At 50.5% G+C, this 15921-nt stretch carries 11 protein-coding genes; 6 read left to right on the top strand and 5 right to left on the bottom strand.

The window, feature by feature from the left end:
• Positions 1 to 3 precede the first annotated feature (3 nt).
• The 3 genes from mazG (at position 4) to eno (ending at position 4248) form a co-directional block, all read left to right on the top strand.
• Complete coding sequence (mazG, locus tag ACX9GV_RS14570) at positions 4 to 810, top strand: nucleoside triphosphate pyrophosphohydrolase (RefSeq protein WP_023490909.1); 807 nt, start codon at positions 4 to 6, stop codon at positions 808 to 810.
• A 421-nt stretch (positions 811 to 1231) separates the two neighbouring features.
• Positions 1232 to 2869: a glutamine hydrolyzing CTP synthase gene (gene pyrG / locus ACX9GV_RS14565; protein ID WP_023490908.1), complete on the top strand. Its 1638-nt coding sequence runs from the start codon at positions 1232 to 1234 to the stop codon at positions 2867 to 2869.
• Between the two features lie 83 nt (positions 2870 to 2952).
• On the top strand, positions 2953 to 4248 hold the full coding sequence (eno, locus tag ACX9GV_RS14560; RefSeq protein ID WP_023490907.1) for a phosphopyruvate hydratase: 1296 nt from the start codon (positions 2953 to 2955) through the stop codon (positions 4246 to 4248).
• Between the two features lie 135 nt (positions 4249 to 4383).
• On the opposite strand, the gene hutH is transcribed toward eno, so the two are convergent.
• The 3 genes from hutH to ACX9GV_RS14545 all read right to left on the bottom strand — a co-directional run bounded on the left by hutH (position 4384) and on the right by ACX9GV_RS14545 (position 8173).
• A complete protein-coding gene (hutH, locus tag ACX9GV_RS14555) occupies positions 4384 to 5919 on the bottom strand; it encodes a histidine ammonia-lyase (protein WP_473196001.1) in 1536 nt (511 codons plus the stop codon).
• On the bottom strand, positions 5916 to 7607 hold the full coding sequence (gene hutU, locus ACX9GV_RS14550; protein ID WP_023490905.1) for a urocanate hydratase: 1692 nt from the start codon (positions 7605 to 7607) through the stop codon (positions 5916 to 5918). Before hutU ends, hutH begins: the two co-directional genes overlap by 4 nt.
• Before the next feature lie 395 nt (positions 7608 to 8002).
• Positions 8003 to 8173 (bottom strand): hypothetical protein, encoded by a 171-nt coding sequence (locus ACX9GV_RS14545; RefSeq protein WP_473196000.1) that lies wholly within the window; start codon positions 8171 to 8173, stop codon positions 8003 to 8005.
• Between ACX9GV_RS14545 and queE the strand changes: the two genes are divergently transcribed.
• Positions 8172 to 8843, top strand: coding sequence for a 7-carboxy-7-deazaguanine synthase QueE (queE, locus tag ACX9GV_RS14540; protein ID WP_473195999.1), 672 nt, complete (start codon positions 8172 to 8174; stop codon positions 8841 to 8843). The two genes, ACX9GV_RS14545 and queE, sit on opposite strands and share 2 nt — an antisense overlap.
• Positions 8844 to 8898: 55 nt before the next feature.
• Here the strand turns inward: queE and queD are convergent, their stop codons facing one another.
• Entirely contained in the window at positions 8899 to 9261 is a 363-nt protein-coding gene (queD, locus tag ACX9GV_RS14535; RefSeq protein WP_023490903.1) for a 6-carboxytetrahydropterin synthase QueD, read from the bottom strand.
• A gap of 362 nt (positions 9262 to 9623) precedes the next feature.
• A complete protein-coding gene (locus ACX9GV_RS14530) occupies positions 9624 to 11513 on the bottom strand; it encodes a PhoX family protein (RefSeq protein ID WP_473195998.1) in 1890 nt (629 codons plus the stop codon).
• A 490-nt stretch (positions 11514 to 12003) separates the two neighbouring features.
• Between ACX9GV_RS14530 and cysJ the strand changes: the two genes are divergently transcribed.
• A complete protein-coding gene (gene cysJ, locus ACX9GV_RS14525; protein WP_473195997.1) occupies positions 12004 to 13803 on the top strand; it encodes an NADPH-dependent assimilatory sulfite reductase flavoprotein subunit in 1800 nt (599 codons plus the stop codon).
• Entirely contained in the window at positions 13803 to 15518 is a 1716-nt protein-coding gene (gene cysI / locus ACX9GV_RS14520; protein ID WP_473195996.1) for an assimilatory sulfite reductase (NADPH) hemoprotein subunit, read from the top strand. Before cysJ ends, cysI begins: the two co-directional genes overlap by 1 nt.
• Positions 15519 to 15921 lie beyond the last annotated feature (403 nt).

Below are 15921 nucleotides of genomic sequence, written 5' to 3'. Positions count from 1 at the left end.
AACATGAGCCAAACCTCTTCACTGCAACGCTTGCTGGCCATTATGAGAACCTTGCGCGACCCACAAGCGGGTTGCCCTTGGGACCGCAAGCAGACTTTCGCCAGCATTGCTCCCTATACGCTGGAAGAAACTTACGAAGTGTTGGATGCTATTGAACGCCAGGATTACGCCGATCTGCGCGATGAACTGGGTGATCTCCTGTTCCAGGTGGTGTTCTATGCTCAGATGGGGCAGGAGCAAGGGCTGTTTGATTTCGAACAGGTGTGTAATGCCATCAGCGACAAACTGGAGCGCCGCCATCCACATATCTTTGGTGATGCCCACGCGGCGGATAGCCAGGCTGTTTCTGTGCGTTGGGAACAACTGAAGGCTGAAGAACGAGCAGAGAAAGCGTTGCATTCAGTGCTGGATGATATTCCCAATGCCTTACCCGCATTAATGAAAGCGCATAAGATTCAGCAGCGTTGTGCGGCGGTGGGGTTTGACTGGCACACCTTGGAGCCAGTCGTGGGTAAAGTGCGCGAAGAGCTTGACGAAGTGATGCATGAAGTACGGCAAGCGGTGGTGGATGAACAGAAACTGCAAGAAGAGATCGGCGATCTGCTGTTTGCTACCGTTAATCTTTCCCGCCATCTTGGGCACAAAGCGGAAAATGCCTTACAGGTGGCTAACCGCAAGTTCGAGCGCCGTTTTCGTCAGGTAGAAGAGATCATACAACAGCAGGGTTTAGCTCTGCAGGAAGCGACGCTGGAGCAGATGGAAGCTGCCTGGCAGCAGATAAAAAAACAAGAAAGCCAGCAGGAAACATGATGGATAAACCCTGTCGGTTGTTTGATCGCCGACAATACTTGCTTAAGCTGAAACGGTTAAGCTCGGTTGCATGTCGTTGCTGAATCGCGCGGTGGTGATGTTCCGCCGGCCCCATTCAGGTTGCAGAGTGCCAGATGATGGGCGAGACGCTAGCTAAGTTTAACAAACTGAATTGCAGGTGTTTTATAGCGTTTTATAAAGATATAGCCACAGAAGACGGATTATTGGCTGATTTTTGCTTTATTTTTTGTTTTTAAAGCATTTTTATGATTTCTTGGGCGGCTTTACCTGGATAAACTCGTGGCGGTGATAGAGATGATGGATGGCAAAACGATCATTTGTAGGTCAAGAGAGGTTCGGGTATACTACTTTCCCGTCTTGGTTCTTCCATCGTCTTTAAACCTAAACTCTCAGGTTCAGCATGACAACTAATTATATTTTTGTGACTGGCGGGGTCGTATCCTCTCTGGGTAAAGGCATTGCTGCAGCCTCTCTGGCAGCTATTCTTGAAGCCCGTGGCCTCAATGTTACCATCATGAAGCTGGACCCATATATCAATGTGGATCCGGGCACCATGAGCCCGATCCAGCATGGGGAAGTTTTCGTCACCGAAGACGGCGCAGAAACTGATCTGGATCTCGGTCACTACGAACGCTTTATCCGTACCAAAATGACGCGCCGTAATAATTTCACCACCGGCCGTATCTACTCTGATGTATTGCGTAAAGAGCGCCGTGGTGACTATTTGGGGGCGACGATACAGGTCATCCCTCATATCACTAACGCCATTAAAGAACGCATCATTGAAGGCGGCGAAGGCCACGATGTGGTTCTGGTTGAAATTGGCGGCACCGTTGGCGATATCGAATCCTTGCCGTTCTTGGAAGCTATCCGTCAGATGGCCGTTGGAGTAGGTCGTGAACACACGCTGTATATGCATCTGACGCTGGTGCCTTATCTGGCTGCTGCGGGTGAAGTGAAAACCAAACCGACCCAACACTCGGTGAAAGAGTTGCTTTCCATTGGTATTCAGCCAGATATCCTGATTTGTCGTTCGGATCGCACCGTTCCAGCCAATGAACGTGCAAAAATCGCGCTGTTCTGTAATGTGCCGGAAAAGGCAGTTATCTCCCTAAAAGATATTGATTCTATTTATAAAATTCCTGCGCTATTGAAGTCTCAGGGGTTGGATGACTATATTTGTAAACGATTCGGTTTGACGCCGCCTGAGGCGAATCTCTCTGAATGGGAACAGGTGATTTACCAGGAAGCCAATCCGGGTGGTGAAGTGACGATAGGTATGGTGGGCAAATATGTCGAACTGCCCGATGCCTATAAGTCAGTGATTGAGGCGCTGAAACATGGGGGCCTGAAAAATCGTGTGACCGTCAACATCAAGTTGATCGACTCACAAGATGTTGAAACCCGTGGTGTAGAAGTGCTGAAAGATCTGGATGCTATCCTGATCCCCGGTGGTTTCGGTTACCGTGGCGTAGAAGGCAAGGTAATGACTGCCCGCTATGCCCGCGAAAACAAAATTCCTTATCTTGGCATCTGCTTGGGTATGCAAGTGGCATTGATGGAGTTTGCCCGCAATGTGGTGGGTATGGAAAACGCCAACTCCACTGAGTTTGTGCCAGATTGTAAGTACCCGGTAGTGGCCTTGATTACCGAATGGCGTGATGAAGAAGGTAACGTCGAGGTCCGTACTGAAGAAAGTGATCTCGGTGGCACGATGCGTGTTGGTGGTCAGCAATGTCATCTGACGGACAATAGTCTGGTGCGTAAAATGTATGGCGAACCCACCATTACTGAGCGTCATCGCCACCGTTATGAAGTGAACAATATGCTGTTGAAACCGATCGAAGCGGCGGGTTTACGTGTTGCTGGTCGTTCTGCAGATAACAAGCTGGTTGAAATTATTGAGCTGCCTGACCATCCATGGTTTGTCGCTTGCCAGTTCCATCCTGAATTTACTTCGACGCCACGTGATGGTCACCCGCTGTTTGCTGGCTTTGTCAAGGCAGCGGCCGATTATCAGAAGCGTCAGGAGAAATAAGAGTTTTAGTCGACAGCGCGCGGTAAAACCGCGCGTTGTTTGTCTGGAGTTTTAATTTAACTTGTGACTTGAGGAAAACCTGTATGTCTAAAATTGTGAAAGTCATTGGCCGTGAAATTATCGACTCACGCGGCAATCCAACTGTTGAAGCTGAAGTTCATCTGGAAGGTGGTTTTGTCGGTCTGGCTGCTGCGCCATCAGGTGCATCTACTGGTTCTCGTGAAGCACTGGAACTGCGTGATGGTGACAAGTCGCGTTTCCTGGGTAAGGGCGTGCTGAAAGCCGTTGCTGCAGTAAACGGCCCAATTGCTCAGGCAGTCATGGGTAAAGATGCTAGCGATCAAGCGAACATCGACAAGATCATGATCGATCTGGATGGTACCGAGAATAAATCTCAATTCGGTGCTAACGCTATCCTGGCGGTTTCTCTGGCTAACGCCAAAGCAGCAGCTGCCTCTAAAGGTATGCCGCTGTATGAGCATATTGCTGAACTGAATGGTACTCCAGGCAAATTCTCTATGCCATTGCCAATGATGAACATCATCAACGGTGGTGAGCACGCCGACAACAACGTCGACATCCAAGAGTTTATGATTCAGCCAGTAGGCGCAAAAACCCTGAAAGAAGCGGTACGTATCGGTTCTGAAGTATTCCATCACCTGGCAAAAGTGCTGAAGGCCAAAGGCATGAACACCGCAGTGGGTGATGAAGGTGGTTATGCGCCAAACCTGGGTTCTAACGCAGAAGCATTGGCAGTAATTGCCGAAGCGGTGAAAGCGGCAGGCTATGAGCTGGGTAAAGATGTGACTCTGGCGATGGACTGTGCAGCCTCTGAATTCTATAAAGATGGTAAATACGTCCTGGCTGGCGAAGGTAACAAGGCGTTTACCTCTGAAGAGTTTACTCACTTCCTGGAAGACTTGACCAAGCAATACCCAATCGTTTCCATTGAAGATGGTCTGGATGAGTCTGATTGGGCCGGTTTTGCCTACCAGACCAAAGTGCTGGGTGACAAAATCCAGTTGGTGGGTGACGATCTGTTCGTAACCAACACCAAAATCCTGAAAGAAGGTATTGATAAAGGCATTGCTAACTCTATCCTGATCAAGTTCAACCAGATCGGTTCTCTGACCGAAACGCTGGCTGCTATCAAGATGGCTAAAGACGCCGGTTACACTGCGGTGATTTCTCACCGTTCAGGTGAAACTGAAGATGCGACTATCGCTGATCTGGCGGTGGGTACAGCAGCAGGTCAGATCAAGACTGGTTCTATGAGCCGTTCTGATCGTGTAGCTAAGTACAACCAGTTGATCCGTATCGAAGAAGCACTGGGTAACCGTGCACCGTTTAATGGCCTGAAAGAAGTTAAAGGTCAGTAATCAGTCTTTGATTGTGAGTTAAGTAGAGAGTTAAGTAGATAGTTAAGTGAAAACCCGCCGCAGTATTTGGCGGGTTTTCTATTTTAATGAAATAGGCTGTATCTCTCTATTGCAGCAGGATACAGCCTAAAGAGGTTACGCCTGGCTAGGCAGTAACTTGGCAGGGACCAGAGCGGTCAGTTGGCCGGTCATTAATAGTTGACTGGCCGCCTCGATATCCGGGGCGAAGAAACGGTCTTTATCGTAGAAGCTGACGTGTTCTCGTAGCAAGCGACGAGCTTGTTCCAACCCCTCACTGGTTTGCAGACCTTGACGGAAATCGAGCCCTTGGCAGGCCGCCAGCCACTCCACCGCCAGAATACCGCGCACGTTATCCGCCATTTCCCACAGGCGGCGACCGGCAGCCGGTGCCATCGAAACATGGTCTTCCTGGTTGGCAGAGGTAGGGATACTGTCGACACTGGCCGGGTGAGCCAACGCTTTGTTTTCGCTGGTCAACGCCGCTGCAGTCACTTGGGCTATCATAAAGCCAGAGTTCACGCCGCCATTCTCCACCAGGAACGGCGGTAACTGTGACATATGTTTGTCCATCATCAGAGAGATCCGACGCTCAGAGAGGGAACCTATCTCGGCGAAGGCCAGCGCCAGATTATCGGCGGCCATCGCGACCGGTTCAGCGTGGAAATTCCCCCCAGACAACACATCCCCTTGCTCAGCGAAGACCAACGGGTTATCGGAAACCGCGTTGGACTCAATCTCCAGCACTTCTGCCGCTTGACGGATCTGAGTCAGGCAGGCACCCATCACTTGTGGCTGGCAGCGCAGAGAATAAGGGTCTTGTACTTTGTCACAGTTTTGGTGTGAGTCAGATATGGCACTGTGTGTGCCCAGCAGATGGCGGTAAGCCGCAGCCGCATCGATCTGGCCACGTTGACCACGGACTTGGTGGATCCTCGGGTCAAATGGGCTGCGTGAACCTAGTGCGGCCTCAACCGTAAGACTACCGGTGACGGTGGCTGCGGCATACAGATCTTCAGCATCAAACAAGCCACGCAGTGCAAAAGCGGTGGAAACCTGGGTACCGTTTAATAACGCCAAGCCTTCTTTGGCCGCCAGTGTTAAGGGCTTCAGCCCCGCTTTGGCAAGTGCCTGAGTCGCAGGTAACCACTCCCCTTGATAACGGGCTTTACCTTCCCCCAGTAGCACCAGACTCATATGTGCCAAGGGTGCTAAATCGCCAGAAGCACCAACAGAACCTTTTAATGGGATGTGGGGATAGACTTCGGCGTTGACCAATGCCATCAGTGCCTGGATAACCTCCAGACGGATACCTGAGAACCCACGAGACAGACTGTTGATTTTCAGCACCATGATCAGGCGAACCAGATTATCATCGGTTGCAGCACCAACGCCGGCAGCATGTGACAGCACGATGGAGCGTTGCAGATTTTCTAAATCTGCACGGGCGATACGGGTGGAAGCCAGTAACCCGAAACCGGTGTTGATACCATAGCTGGTGTGGTTTTCTGCCACAATGCGTTCTACACAGGCCACGCTCTGTTGGATAGCACCGTAGGCATGGTCATCCAGAGTCAGTGAGACCGGGTGTTGATAAACTTGGCGTAATTCGGCTAGGGTCATTTTGCCTGGGCGAATAGTCAATGATTTCATGCTTTAGCCCCTTGAGTTGCAGCTACCATAGGTAAGTTAAGGCCTTGTTCACGAGCACAGTCAATAGCGATGTCGTAACCAGCATCGGCATGGCGCATTACCCCGGTCGCCGGATCGTTATGCAACACACGAGCGATACGTTCAGCGGCTTCATCCGTGCCATCACAAACAATGACCATCCCGGAGTGTTGGGAGAAGCCCATACCGACGCCACCGCCGTGATGCAGAGAAACCCAGGTTGCACCGCTGGCGGTGTTAAGCAAAGCATTGAGCAATGGCCAATCAGAGACCGCATCAGAACCATCTTTCATTGATTCGGTTTCGCGGTTAGGGCTGGCAACTGATCCTGAATCCAGATGGTCACGACCTATCACGATAGGCGCAGACAATTCACCACGGCGTACCATTTCATTAAACGCTAAGCCAAGTTTGGCACGCTGCCCCAGGCCAACCCAGCATATACGCGCTGGCAAACCCTGGAAACTGATACGTTCACGGGCCATATCCAACCAATGATGGAGATGTGCATCATCAGGGATTAACTCTTTCACCATCGCGTCTGTCTTGAAAATATCCTGCGGATCACCGGAGAGCGCCGCCCAACGGAATGGACCGATACCACGGCAGAACAACGGGCGAATATAAGCCGGGACGAAGCCAGGGAAATCAAAGGCGTTGTTGACCCCCATTTCTTTCGCCATTTGGCGGATATTATTGCCGTAGTCAAACGTTGGAACGCCCATTTTTTGGAACGCCAACATGGCTTCAACGTGTGTGGCCATTGACTGTTTAGCAGCTTTTACCACTACCGCAGGTTCGCTTTGTGCACGGCGACGATACTCTTCCCAGCTCCAGCCGGCTGGCAGGTAACCATTAAGCGGATCATGGGCACTGGTCTGGTCCGTGACCATATCCGGGCGTACGCCACGTTTAACCAGCTCAGGCAAAATTTCTGCTGCATTCCCACACAGGGCAATAGAAATGGCTTTACCTTCTTGGGTGTATTTCTTGATACGTGCTAAGGCGTCATCCAGATCCTTGGCTTGCTCATCGACATAGCGGGTTTTTAAACGGAAATCAATACGGCTCTGTTGGCATTCGATATTCAGTGAACAGGCACCCGCCAAGGTCGCTGCCAGTGGCTGAGCGCCGCCCATGCCACCCAGGCCGGCGGTTAATACCCAGCGCCCTTTGAGGTTATCATTATAATGTTGGCGTCCCGCTTCCACGAAGGTTTCATAGGTGCCCTGTACGATGCCCTGGCTGCCAATGTAGATCCAACTGCCCGCCGTCATCTGGCCATACATCGCCAGGCCTTTGGCATCCAGTTCGTTGAAATGCTCCCAAGTCGCCCAGTGCGGAACCAGGTTCGAGTTGGCAATCAGCACGCGTGGTGCATTGCTGTGAGTTTTAAACACGCCTACCGGTTTGCCAGACTGCACCAGTAACGTCTCGTCATCTTCCAGTGTTTTAAGCGTTGCAACAATTTTGTCGTAGCAATCCCAGTCGCGGGCAGCACGGCCAATGCCGCCGTACACCACCAGCTCATGGGGGTTTTCTGCCACTTCTGGGTCGAGATTGTTCATTAACATACGCAGTGGCGCTTCGGTCAGCCAACTTTTAGCGTTTAATTGTGTGCCACGTGGTGCACGGATATCAACGTTGCGAATTTTGTTATTTGTCGTCACAGCTATTTCCTCTAGCAGTTTATACCCGTCGCCATTCAAGCAGCAGCAGTGTTAGCTTGCCTCGTTCATGGGATTGACCCATGGTCGGGGCTTGGTTGCGTTGCTGTCGACCTGCAACTTGAATGAACTTAGGTATCGGTACAAATTCCACGACCTGGTGGTGAATAGCAGCACCAAGCCATAACAATGCGGTGGGCTTCTTAACATATACTTGTATGTACAAGCATATGCAACCATGAGAACTGTAGGCGTAAAAATAAGCAGCAAAAAATTATTTTAATTTAAAATCAAATAATTAAATTATTAAAAGGTGATGAAATAGGCATTTTAGCCGATGAAAATAGTGAGATGAACTGCAAAAATCAGTTAAAATAGTGTCGTTTTTGAGCGTTAAGTCACAATTGGTTTACATAGTTATTACAATTAAACCGAAGAATAGCGCCAACATATTGCGGATAGCCAAGCTTGGTCTCATTCAAGCAAGGTTTACCGGTATCCGGTTTGGTCATCGCGGCGGGATCTGCAATAATCACTTTTTTTGCCCTTGCCAACATTGAGAATGCCATGCTCTACCCAATTAACGAGATGTTCCAGACCTTGCAGGGAGAAGGTTATTTTACTGGAGTGCCTGCTATCTTTATTCGTTTGCAGGGTTGCCCGGTGGGGTGTAGTTGGTGTGATACCCAACATACTTGGGAAAAGGAAGCTCATCAGGAAGTGGATATGCAGCAAATTCTGCTGAAACCCGCTGAGAGTCGCCAATGGGGCAGTGCCAGTGCTGAACAACTGCTGATGTTGATCCAACAGCAAGGTTATACCGCTCGCCATATCGTTATTACGGGTGGGGAACCTTGTATCTATGATTTGATACCACTGACCACCTTGCTCGAGAGCCAGGGTTACAGTTGCCAGATAGAAACCAGTGGTACTTATGAGGTTCTCTGTTCGCCTAATACCTGGGTGACGGTTTCGCCAAAAGTGAAGATGCGTGGTGGCTTGCAGGTCTTGCCACAGGCGCTGATACGCGCCGATGAGATTAAACATCCGGTTGGGCGTGAACGTGATATTGAAGCATTAGATCAACTGCTGGCGATATTGCAGGATGAAAAGCGGCGTATTATCGCTTTACAACCCATCAGCCAGCAGGAAGAAGCAACGCGTCTATGTATTGAAACCTGTATTGCTCGTAATTGGCGGCTTTCAATGCAGACGCACAAGTACCTCAATATTGCCTGATACCCTAGCCCATATGGGCTATTTCCTTACAGCCCAATGAGTTACTGACATCGGTTTACTCACCTTTGTACACACAGCCAGCGCTACAGGTCTCTTTGATCATCACCGCTGACAGAATTGGCAGTTGCGGCTTCAGTTGCTGCCAGATCCAACCGGCGAGGACTTCGCTGGTTGGGTTTTCCAACCCTGGAATATCGTTCAAATAATGGTGATCAAGGCGCTGCCAAATCGGTTTGAATATCCCTTTCAGCTCAGCAAAATCCATTACCCAGCCAGTGTGGGGATCGACTTCCCCAGTGATTTCTAAACGCACTGTAAAAGAGTGGCCATGCAGGCGACCGCATTTGTGGCCTTCTGGTACATGAGGTAGGTGATGTGCGGCTTCAAACTGAAAATCTTTAAACAACGTAGTGACCATTGACCCAGCCTTATTGATTTAAAACAGTCGAATAGTACTGGAAAGCGGTTCCCGTTGCCATCTATACCCGTCGCCACTGAAGCTGCAGGGGTGTTGACTACGCGCGTTCGCCCTAGTCACATAGTTATCTATGCTCCCAGGGACTCACTCCCTTGTCGCCTACCTGCAACACCATTGAACTTGGGTATATACCCATTCAGCAATCAAGCTGCGGCGGTGTTGGTTACAATTATTTGCCTCTTCCCTGAGGCTCACCCCGTTGGGGCCTCGCTCCTTCGGAGCCAGCGCAAGGGCTGTTCAAAACGCACTGCGTTCTGTCCTGCAACTTGAATGAACTTGGGTATATGTTAAATAGCCAATCCTCAAGCGCCGATCACGCCACCATCTTCACGAGTAATCATTAACACAGACGAACGTGGGCGTGGGCTATTATGCGGGAAGTGAGAGTCTCCTTCTTCCCCTGGGTGCTGAACGTTAACAAACATCGTTTTATAGTCTGGAGTAAAGGTGAGTCCAGTCAATTCGCATGACTTTGGCCCGACCATAAAGCGGCGGATCTCACCACTTTGCGGATCGCCCGCCAGCATCTGGTTATTGCCTTGCCCCAGATAATCACCTTTGTTGCTGTATTTACCATCGGTTAGGATCCACAAGCGGCCAGCACTGTCGAATCCCAGGCCGTCAGGACTGTTAAAGGTGTTATCTTCCGTAATGTTTGGGGTGCCACGGTTAACGCCTTGCGGATGGGCTAGTGGGTTGCCAGCCAGTGCGTACATGTCCCAAGTAAAATTATCGGCTGTCGCATCGCCACTTTCATTCCAGCGAATAATCTGACCATAAACGTTATTGGGGCGAGGATTCGCCGCGTTGAGCGGCATGTTAGCTTCGCCACGTTTGTTGTTATTGGTCAAGGTGCAATAGACACGGCCATCGTGCGGATTGACTGCTATCCACTCAGGGCGGTCCATCTTGGTTGCGCCAACGTGTGATGCGGCTTTGCGTGTGAAAATTAATATTTCCGCGGCATCTTTGAAACCATTTTCCGGCGTGAGGCCATTTTTGCCAAACTCCAAAGCAATCCAACGTCCTGTGCCCTTGAGCGGAGTGCCATTGCTGTCCCCGTCAAACTGAGCCACGTACAAATTACCTTCATCCAAGAGGTTGCGGTTATTTGCCGGGTTGGCGCTATCGAACTTGTTTTTGGAGACAAACTTGTAAATATGCTCCCCGCGCTCATCGTCACCCATATAAACTACAAGACGGCCATCTTTGGCTATCGTCACGGCGGCATTTTCGTGTTTGAAGCGCCCCAGAGCAGTACGCTTTATGGGTGTAGATTTCGGGTTCATCGGATCGATTTCAACAATCCAACCGAATCGGTTGAGTTCGTTGGGGTTCTTCACTACATCGAAACGCTCGTCAAACGTTGACCAGTTACGTTCTGGCTCATTGGCTTTCAATGTATAGCGTTTTTGCTCTGGCGTATTTTTGTAATCAGTTTGCTGAGTGCCAAAATAGGTTTCGAAGTTTTCTTCACAGGTCAAATAGGTGCCCCAAGGGGTTTTGCCGTTGGAGCAGTTATTGATTGTGCCTAGGACACGACGGCCAGAGGGGTCGGCTGCAGTTTGCAGTAGTGGATGCCCCGCAGCCGGGCCACTGAGTTGCATTTCAGTATTGGCGGTGATGCGGCGGTTATAGCGTGAAGGACGCTCAACTTGCCAGCGTTGGCTATCACCAATACGTTTTACCGCAACAATAGACACACCATGTGCGGCTTGGGATTTACGTACATCATCCAGGCTTTTGGCTTGGGTGCCACCGTGGGCGAACAAGTATTGCTCGTTGGCGTATTCGTTATTGATCGCCATCACGCCATGATTTTTATCAATTGGGAAGAAACTCATACCGTCATTGTTATCACCGAACTGTTTTTCTTGGTCGGCTGCACTGTTGCCACCGTTGGCATCGAATGCGGCAGCTCCATTCACCAAAGGGTCACCCCATGAGATCAACACCTCGGCTTTGTAACCTGGGGCAATAACCACTTCATCTGCGGTGGAAGCGGCAATGCCTTTGAATCCCAATAGATTACTGGTTGGTAAGTCGGCTGCTAGCGCTTCACCAGTCATCCCTAGTACACCACCAGCGAGAAAATGGGTGATGCCAATAGCGCTGGCACCACCGATTAACAGTTTGCGGCGAGTAGGATTGCTCAGTGTAGGGTCGTTAAATTGATTCGGATTATTCTTCATGGAGTTAGCTTCCTGCGAGTAGATACCATAAACAAATTTGAGTCTTATAATAGTGAAGGAATGTTTCATAAATGTTACAGCGCAATATGACAGCAATTCATTCTTGCTGTTTGGGGGTCAATGAGAGCTATCAAACTCACTTAAGTGATAACGATGCTAATAGATAGCAATAGATGTCAGTGGAGGGGGTATTTTTCTGTTTTATAAGGCTTTTATGACGGAGTGATGCTAAATAGGTAGTGTGTCCGTCACCGTATATTCAACGTTTAATCAAGATATTGGGGATGGTGGTAATCCGGCGTTCCCCTGAGGCTCATCCCATAGCGCTCGCGATATAGTCATTTTGGTTATTATTTATTGCTATCACTTATTTAGTCATTGCGATGGAGCTGGGTAACCTTACAGACTTCCCTCGGTCTGTTAAGGATAGAGCCTTAAAAATGACAATGAAACAGCTGATACTGGCTAAGCATAGGATATCCATACCACGATGACGACTCAGGTTTCTGCAACATCTTTACTGCCACTGTCAGCGGAACAGTTGACGCGCCTTCAGGGGACGATTGGTGAATACTCACCAACACAGTTGGCGTGGTTGTCCGGTTATTTATGGGGCTTGGTGAATCCGCAAGCGCAGAGTGCGGCTCATGTGCCAGTGGCAGCTGAAGCCGCCAGTATCACCGTGATCTCGGCCTCGCAAACCGGTAACGCACGCCGGCTGGCGGAGCAACTGCGTGATGATCTATTGGCCGCCAAGCTGAACGTCACTTTGGTGAATGCCGGTGACTATAAGTTCAAGCAGATTGCTCAGGAACGGCTGTTGGTGATCGTCGCCTCGACTCAAGGGGAGGGTGACCCTGCAGAAGAAGCGGTGGCACTACATAAATACCTGCATTCAAAAAAGGCGCCCAAGTTGCTTGAAACGGCCTTTGCGGTATTTGGTCTGGGGGATAGTTCTTATGAGAATTTCTGCCAGTCTGGTAAAGATTTTGATGGCAAACTGGCGGAACTGGGTGCAGAACGCTTGCTAGATCGCATTGATGCTGATGTGGACTATCAGCAACAGGCCATCGCTTGGCGTCAACAGATCGTGACCATCCTGCAGGCTCGTGCTACAGCGGGCGCTCTTGTTGCTCCCACATCGGTTAGTGGTGTGAGTGAGCAAGTCCTCACTTCTCCCTATAATAAACAACAGCCATTGACGGCAGAATTGCTGCTGAATCAAAAAATTACCGGGCGCGGTTCGAGTAAGGATGTTCGCCATATCGAAATTGATCTGGGGAGTTCCGGCTTGTGTTACCAGCCGGGGGATGCGCTGGGTGTCTGGTTTGATAACGATCCCGCGCTGGTGGAGGAACTGCTGCAACTGCTGTGGCTGAGTGGCGATGAGTTGCTGGCGGTAGAAGGGACAACTCAATCACTGCGCGATGCGTTGTTGCACCATTTTGAACTGACACAGAACACCGCACCGATTGTGGAAAAGTACGCCGCGCTATCGCGAGATGAGCGGTTGATAGGCTTGCTGGCGGATAAACCCAGTTTGCAACACTACGCACACTCTACGCCGATCGTCGATATGGTTCGTCAGGCTCCTGTCGATCTGGCAGCGGAGCAATTGGTTGGTTTACTGCGTCCACTGGCACCGCGTTTGTATTCTATCGCCTCCTCACAAGCAGAAAATGAAAGCGAAGTGCATATTACCGTCGGGGTGGTGCGCTATGAGGTGGATGGCCGTGCCCGTGCGGGTGGTGCCTCTAGTTTTTTGGCGGACCGCCTGGAAGAGGAAGCAGAACTGCGGGTGTTCATTGAGCATAACGACAATTTCCGCCTGCCTACTGACCCACAAATTCCGGTGATCATGATTGGCGCGGGTACCGGTATCGCGCCATTTCGCGCTTTTATGCAGCAGCGCGAAGCGGTGGGGGCCAAAGGGGATAACTGGTTGTTCTTTGGTAATCCCCATTTTACCGAAGACTTCTTATATCAAGTTGAATGGCAGCGCTATGTGAAAGAAGGGCTGTTAACCCGAATTGATCTGGCCTGGTCCCGTGATCAAGCGCATAAGGTTTATGTGCAGGACAAATTGCGTCAACAGGGGGCTGAAGTTTGGCGTTGGATCCAGCAAGGGGCACATCTTTATGTGTGTGGCGATGCCAACCATATGGCGAAAGACGTTGAAGAGAGCTTGGTAGAACTGGTGGCCGAACACGGTGGTATGGATACCGAGCAGGCAGATGAATTTTTAAGTGAGCTGCGCCAAGAGCGCCGTTATCAGCGGGATGTGTACTGATGAATGATAAACACGTTGGGCCTTTACAGGTAACAGGCAAATTGGTTGATGCCGAACGCATGAAGAAAGAGAGTAATTTCCTCCGTGGCACCATTAGCGATGATTTAACTGATGGCCTGACGGGCGGCTTCACTGGCGATAACTTTTTATTGATCCGTTTCCACGGCATGTATCAGCAAGATGATCGAGACATCCGCGCTGAACGTGCCGAGCAAAAACTGGAACCACGCCACGCCATGATGCTGCGTTGCCGCTTACCTGGGGGCATTATCACGCCAAAGCAATGGTTAGGTATCGACAAGTTTGCGCAGGAAAATACACTGTATGGCAGCATTCGCCTGACCAACCGCCAGACATTCCAGTTTCACGGCATTTTAAAAGGTGACCTGAAATCTGCTCACCAGTTGCTCAATCGCTTAGGGTTGGATTCGCTGGCGACGGCTAACGATGTTAACCGCAATGTGCTCTGTACTTCCAACCCTGTGGAATCTGAGTTGCATCAGCAAGCTTATCAATGGGCGAAGAAAATCTCTGAACATCTGTTACCGCGAACTCGTGCTTATGCCGAAGTGTGGTTAGATAAAGAAAAGATCGCCACCACCGATGAAGAGCCAATCCTCGGTGACACTTATTTGCCACGCAAGTTTAAAACCACGGTGGTGATCCCACCGCAAAACGACGTCGATCTCCATGCCAATGACATGAACTTTGTGGCGATCGCCGAAAATGGCAAGCTGGTGGGCTTTAACCTGCTGGTGGGTGGGGGTTTGTCTATCGATCATGGCAATAAAAATACCTTTGCCCGGACGGCGAGTGAGTTTGGTTATATCCCGTTGGATTATACGTTGGCGGTAGCGGAAGCGGTGGTGACGACCCAGCGCGACTGGGGGAACCGCACCGATCGTAAAAATGCCAAAACCAAATACACACTGGAACGTGTTGGTGTTGATACTTTTCGCGCTGAAGTAGAGAAGCGTGCAGGCATCACCTTTGAGCCGGTGCGCCCATACCATTTTACCGGGCGTGGTGATCGCATCGGTTGGGTAAAGGGGATCGATAATCAGTGGCATCTGACGTTATTTATCGAAAATGGCCGTTTGCTGGATTATCCCGGCCGCCCGCTAAAAACCGGGATGGCCGAGATTGCCAAAGTTCATCAAGGTGACTTCCGCTTGACCGCCAACCAGAATTTAATCGTGGCGGGTGTAAAAGAGGATCAAAAGGCGCAGATCGAATCGTTGGCGCGTAAATATGGCCTGCTGGACGACAACATCAGTGAGCAACGCAAGAATTCGATGGCTTGTGTTTCTTATCCCACCTGTCCACTGGCGATGGCGGAAGCGGAACGCTTCTTGCCAGAATTTATCACCAAAGTGGAGAGCATCATGCAGCAGCATGGGGTCGGGGATGAGCATATTGTATTGCGCGTTACCGGTTGCCCAAATGGCTGTGCCCGAGCACTGTTGGCGGAGATCGGCCTGGTGGGTAAAGCCCTTGGTCGTTATAACCTCCACTTGGGGGGGAACCGTGAAGGAACGCGCATTCCGCGCATGTACCGCGAGAACATTAATGAGAATGACATTCTGCAAGAGATTGACCACTTGGTAGGTCGTTGGGCACGAGAGCGTACAGAGGGGGAAGGTTTTGGTGACTTCACGATACGAAGCGGTATCGTGCGGCCAGTCGTCGATCCTGCGCGGGATTTCTGGGATTAACCCAGGTGATTGTACTCATTTAGGTGAGAGTACTCAGTGGTATAGGTTAAATAACCGTGCCTGATGCCGCTCCATGTTAAGCGTCAGGCCGGTGGGTATGATGCGGAACGCTGACACGCCGTGAACCCCTCCCTGGGGGCTCGTATCGCGCGTCCATGCGCTCCACGGTCAGCTAACCTGCATCATAACCACCTGTAACACGATTAGGCGTAACTATTTGTACCCAAAATAATTCGAGTTGCTTGTAGGCGGCCAGCGATGGAATCCCCAGGAGCATAGCTGACTATGTGACTGGGGTGACAGACAAATCCGCCAGGAGCGGATTTGAACGCTGCTTGCAGCGGCCCCGATACGGGCGAGCCTCAGGGATGAGGCGAGTAAATGCAGCTAACACCCAAGCAGC

The organism is Serratia sp. 25CWL12 (assembly GCF_055790885.1).
This window is presented reverse-complemented; position numbering and strand designations above follow the sequence as displayed.

What these genes read in the sequence shown, in the direction of transcription:
- eno (WP_023490907.1), top strand. Translation starts at nt 2,953, where the DNA reads ATGTCTAAAATTGTGAAAGTCATTGGCCGTGAAATTATCGACTCACGC.
- cysI (WP_473195996.1), top strand. Translation starts at nt 13,803, where the DNA reads ATGAATGATAAACACGTTGGGCCTTTACAGGTAACAGGCAAATTGGTT.
- ACX9GV_RS14530 (WP_473195998.1), bottom strand. Translation starts at nt 11,513, where the DNA reads ATGAAGAATAATCCGAATCAATTTAACGACCCTACACTGAGCAATCCT.
- queD (WP_023490903.1), bottom strand. Translation starts at nt 9,261, where the DNA reads ATGGTCACTACGTTGTTTAAAGATTTTCAGTTTGAAGCCGCACATCAC.
- hutH (WP_473196001.1), bottom strand. Translation starts at nt 5,919, where the DNA reads ATGAAATCATTGACTATTCGCCCAGGCAAAATGACCCTAGCCGAATTA.
- queE (WP_473195999.1), top strand. Translation starts at nt 8,172, where the DNA reads ATGCTCTACCCAATTAACGAGATGTTCCAGACCTTGCAGGGAGAAGGT.
- pyrG (WP_023490908.1), top strand. Translation starts at nt 1,232, where the DNA reads ATGACAACTAATTATATTTTTGTGACTGGCGGGGTCGTATCCTCTCTG.
- ACX9GV_RS14545 (WP_473196000.1), bottom strand. Translation starts at nt 8,173, where the DNA reads ATGGCATTCTCAATGTTGGCAAGGGCAAAAAAAGTGATTATTGCAGAT.
- cysJ (WP_473195997.1), top strand. Translation starts at nt 12,004, where the DNA reads ATGACGACTCAGGTTTCTGCAACATCTTTACTGCCACTGTCAGCGGAA.
- mazG (WP_023490909.1), top strand. Translation starts at nt 4, where the DNA reads ATGAGCCAAACCTCTTCACTGCAACGCTTGCTGGCCATTATGAGAACC.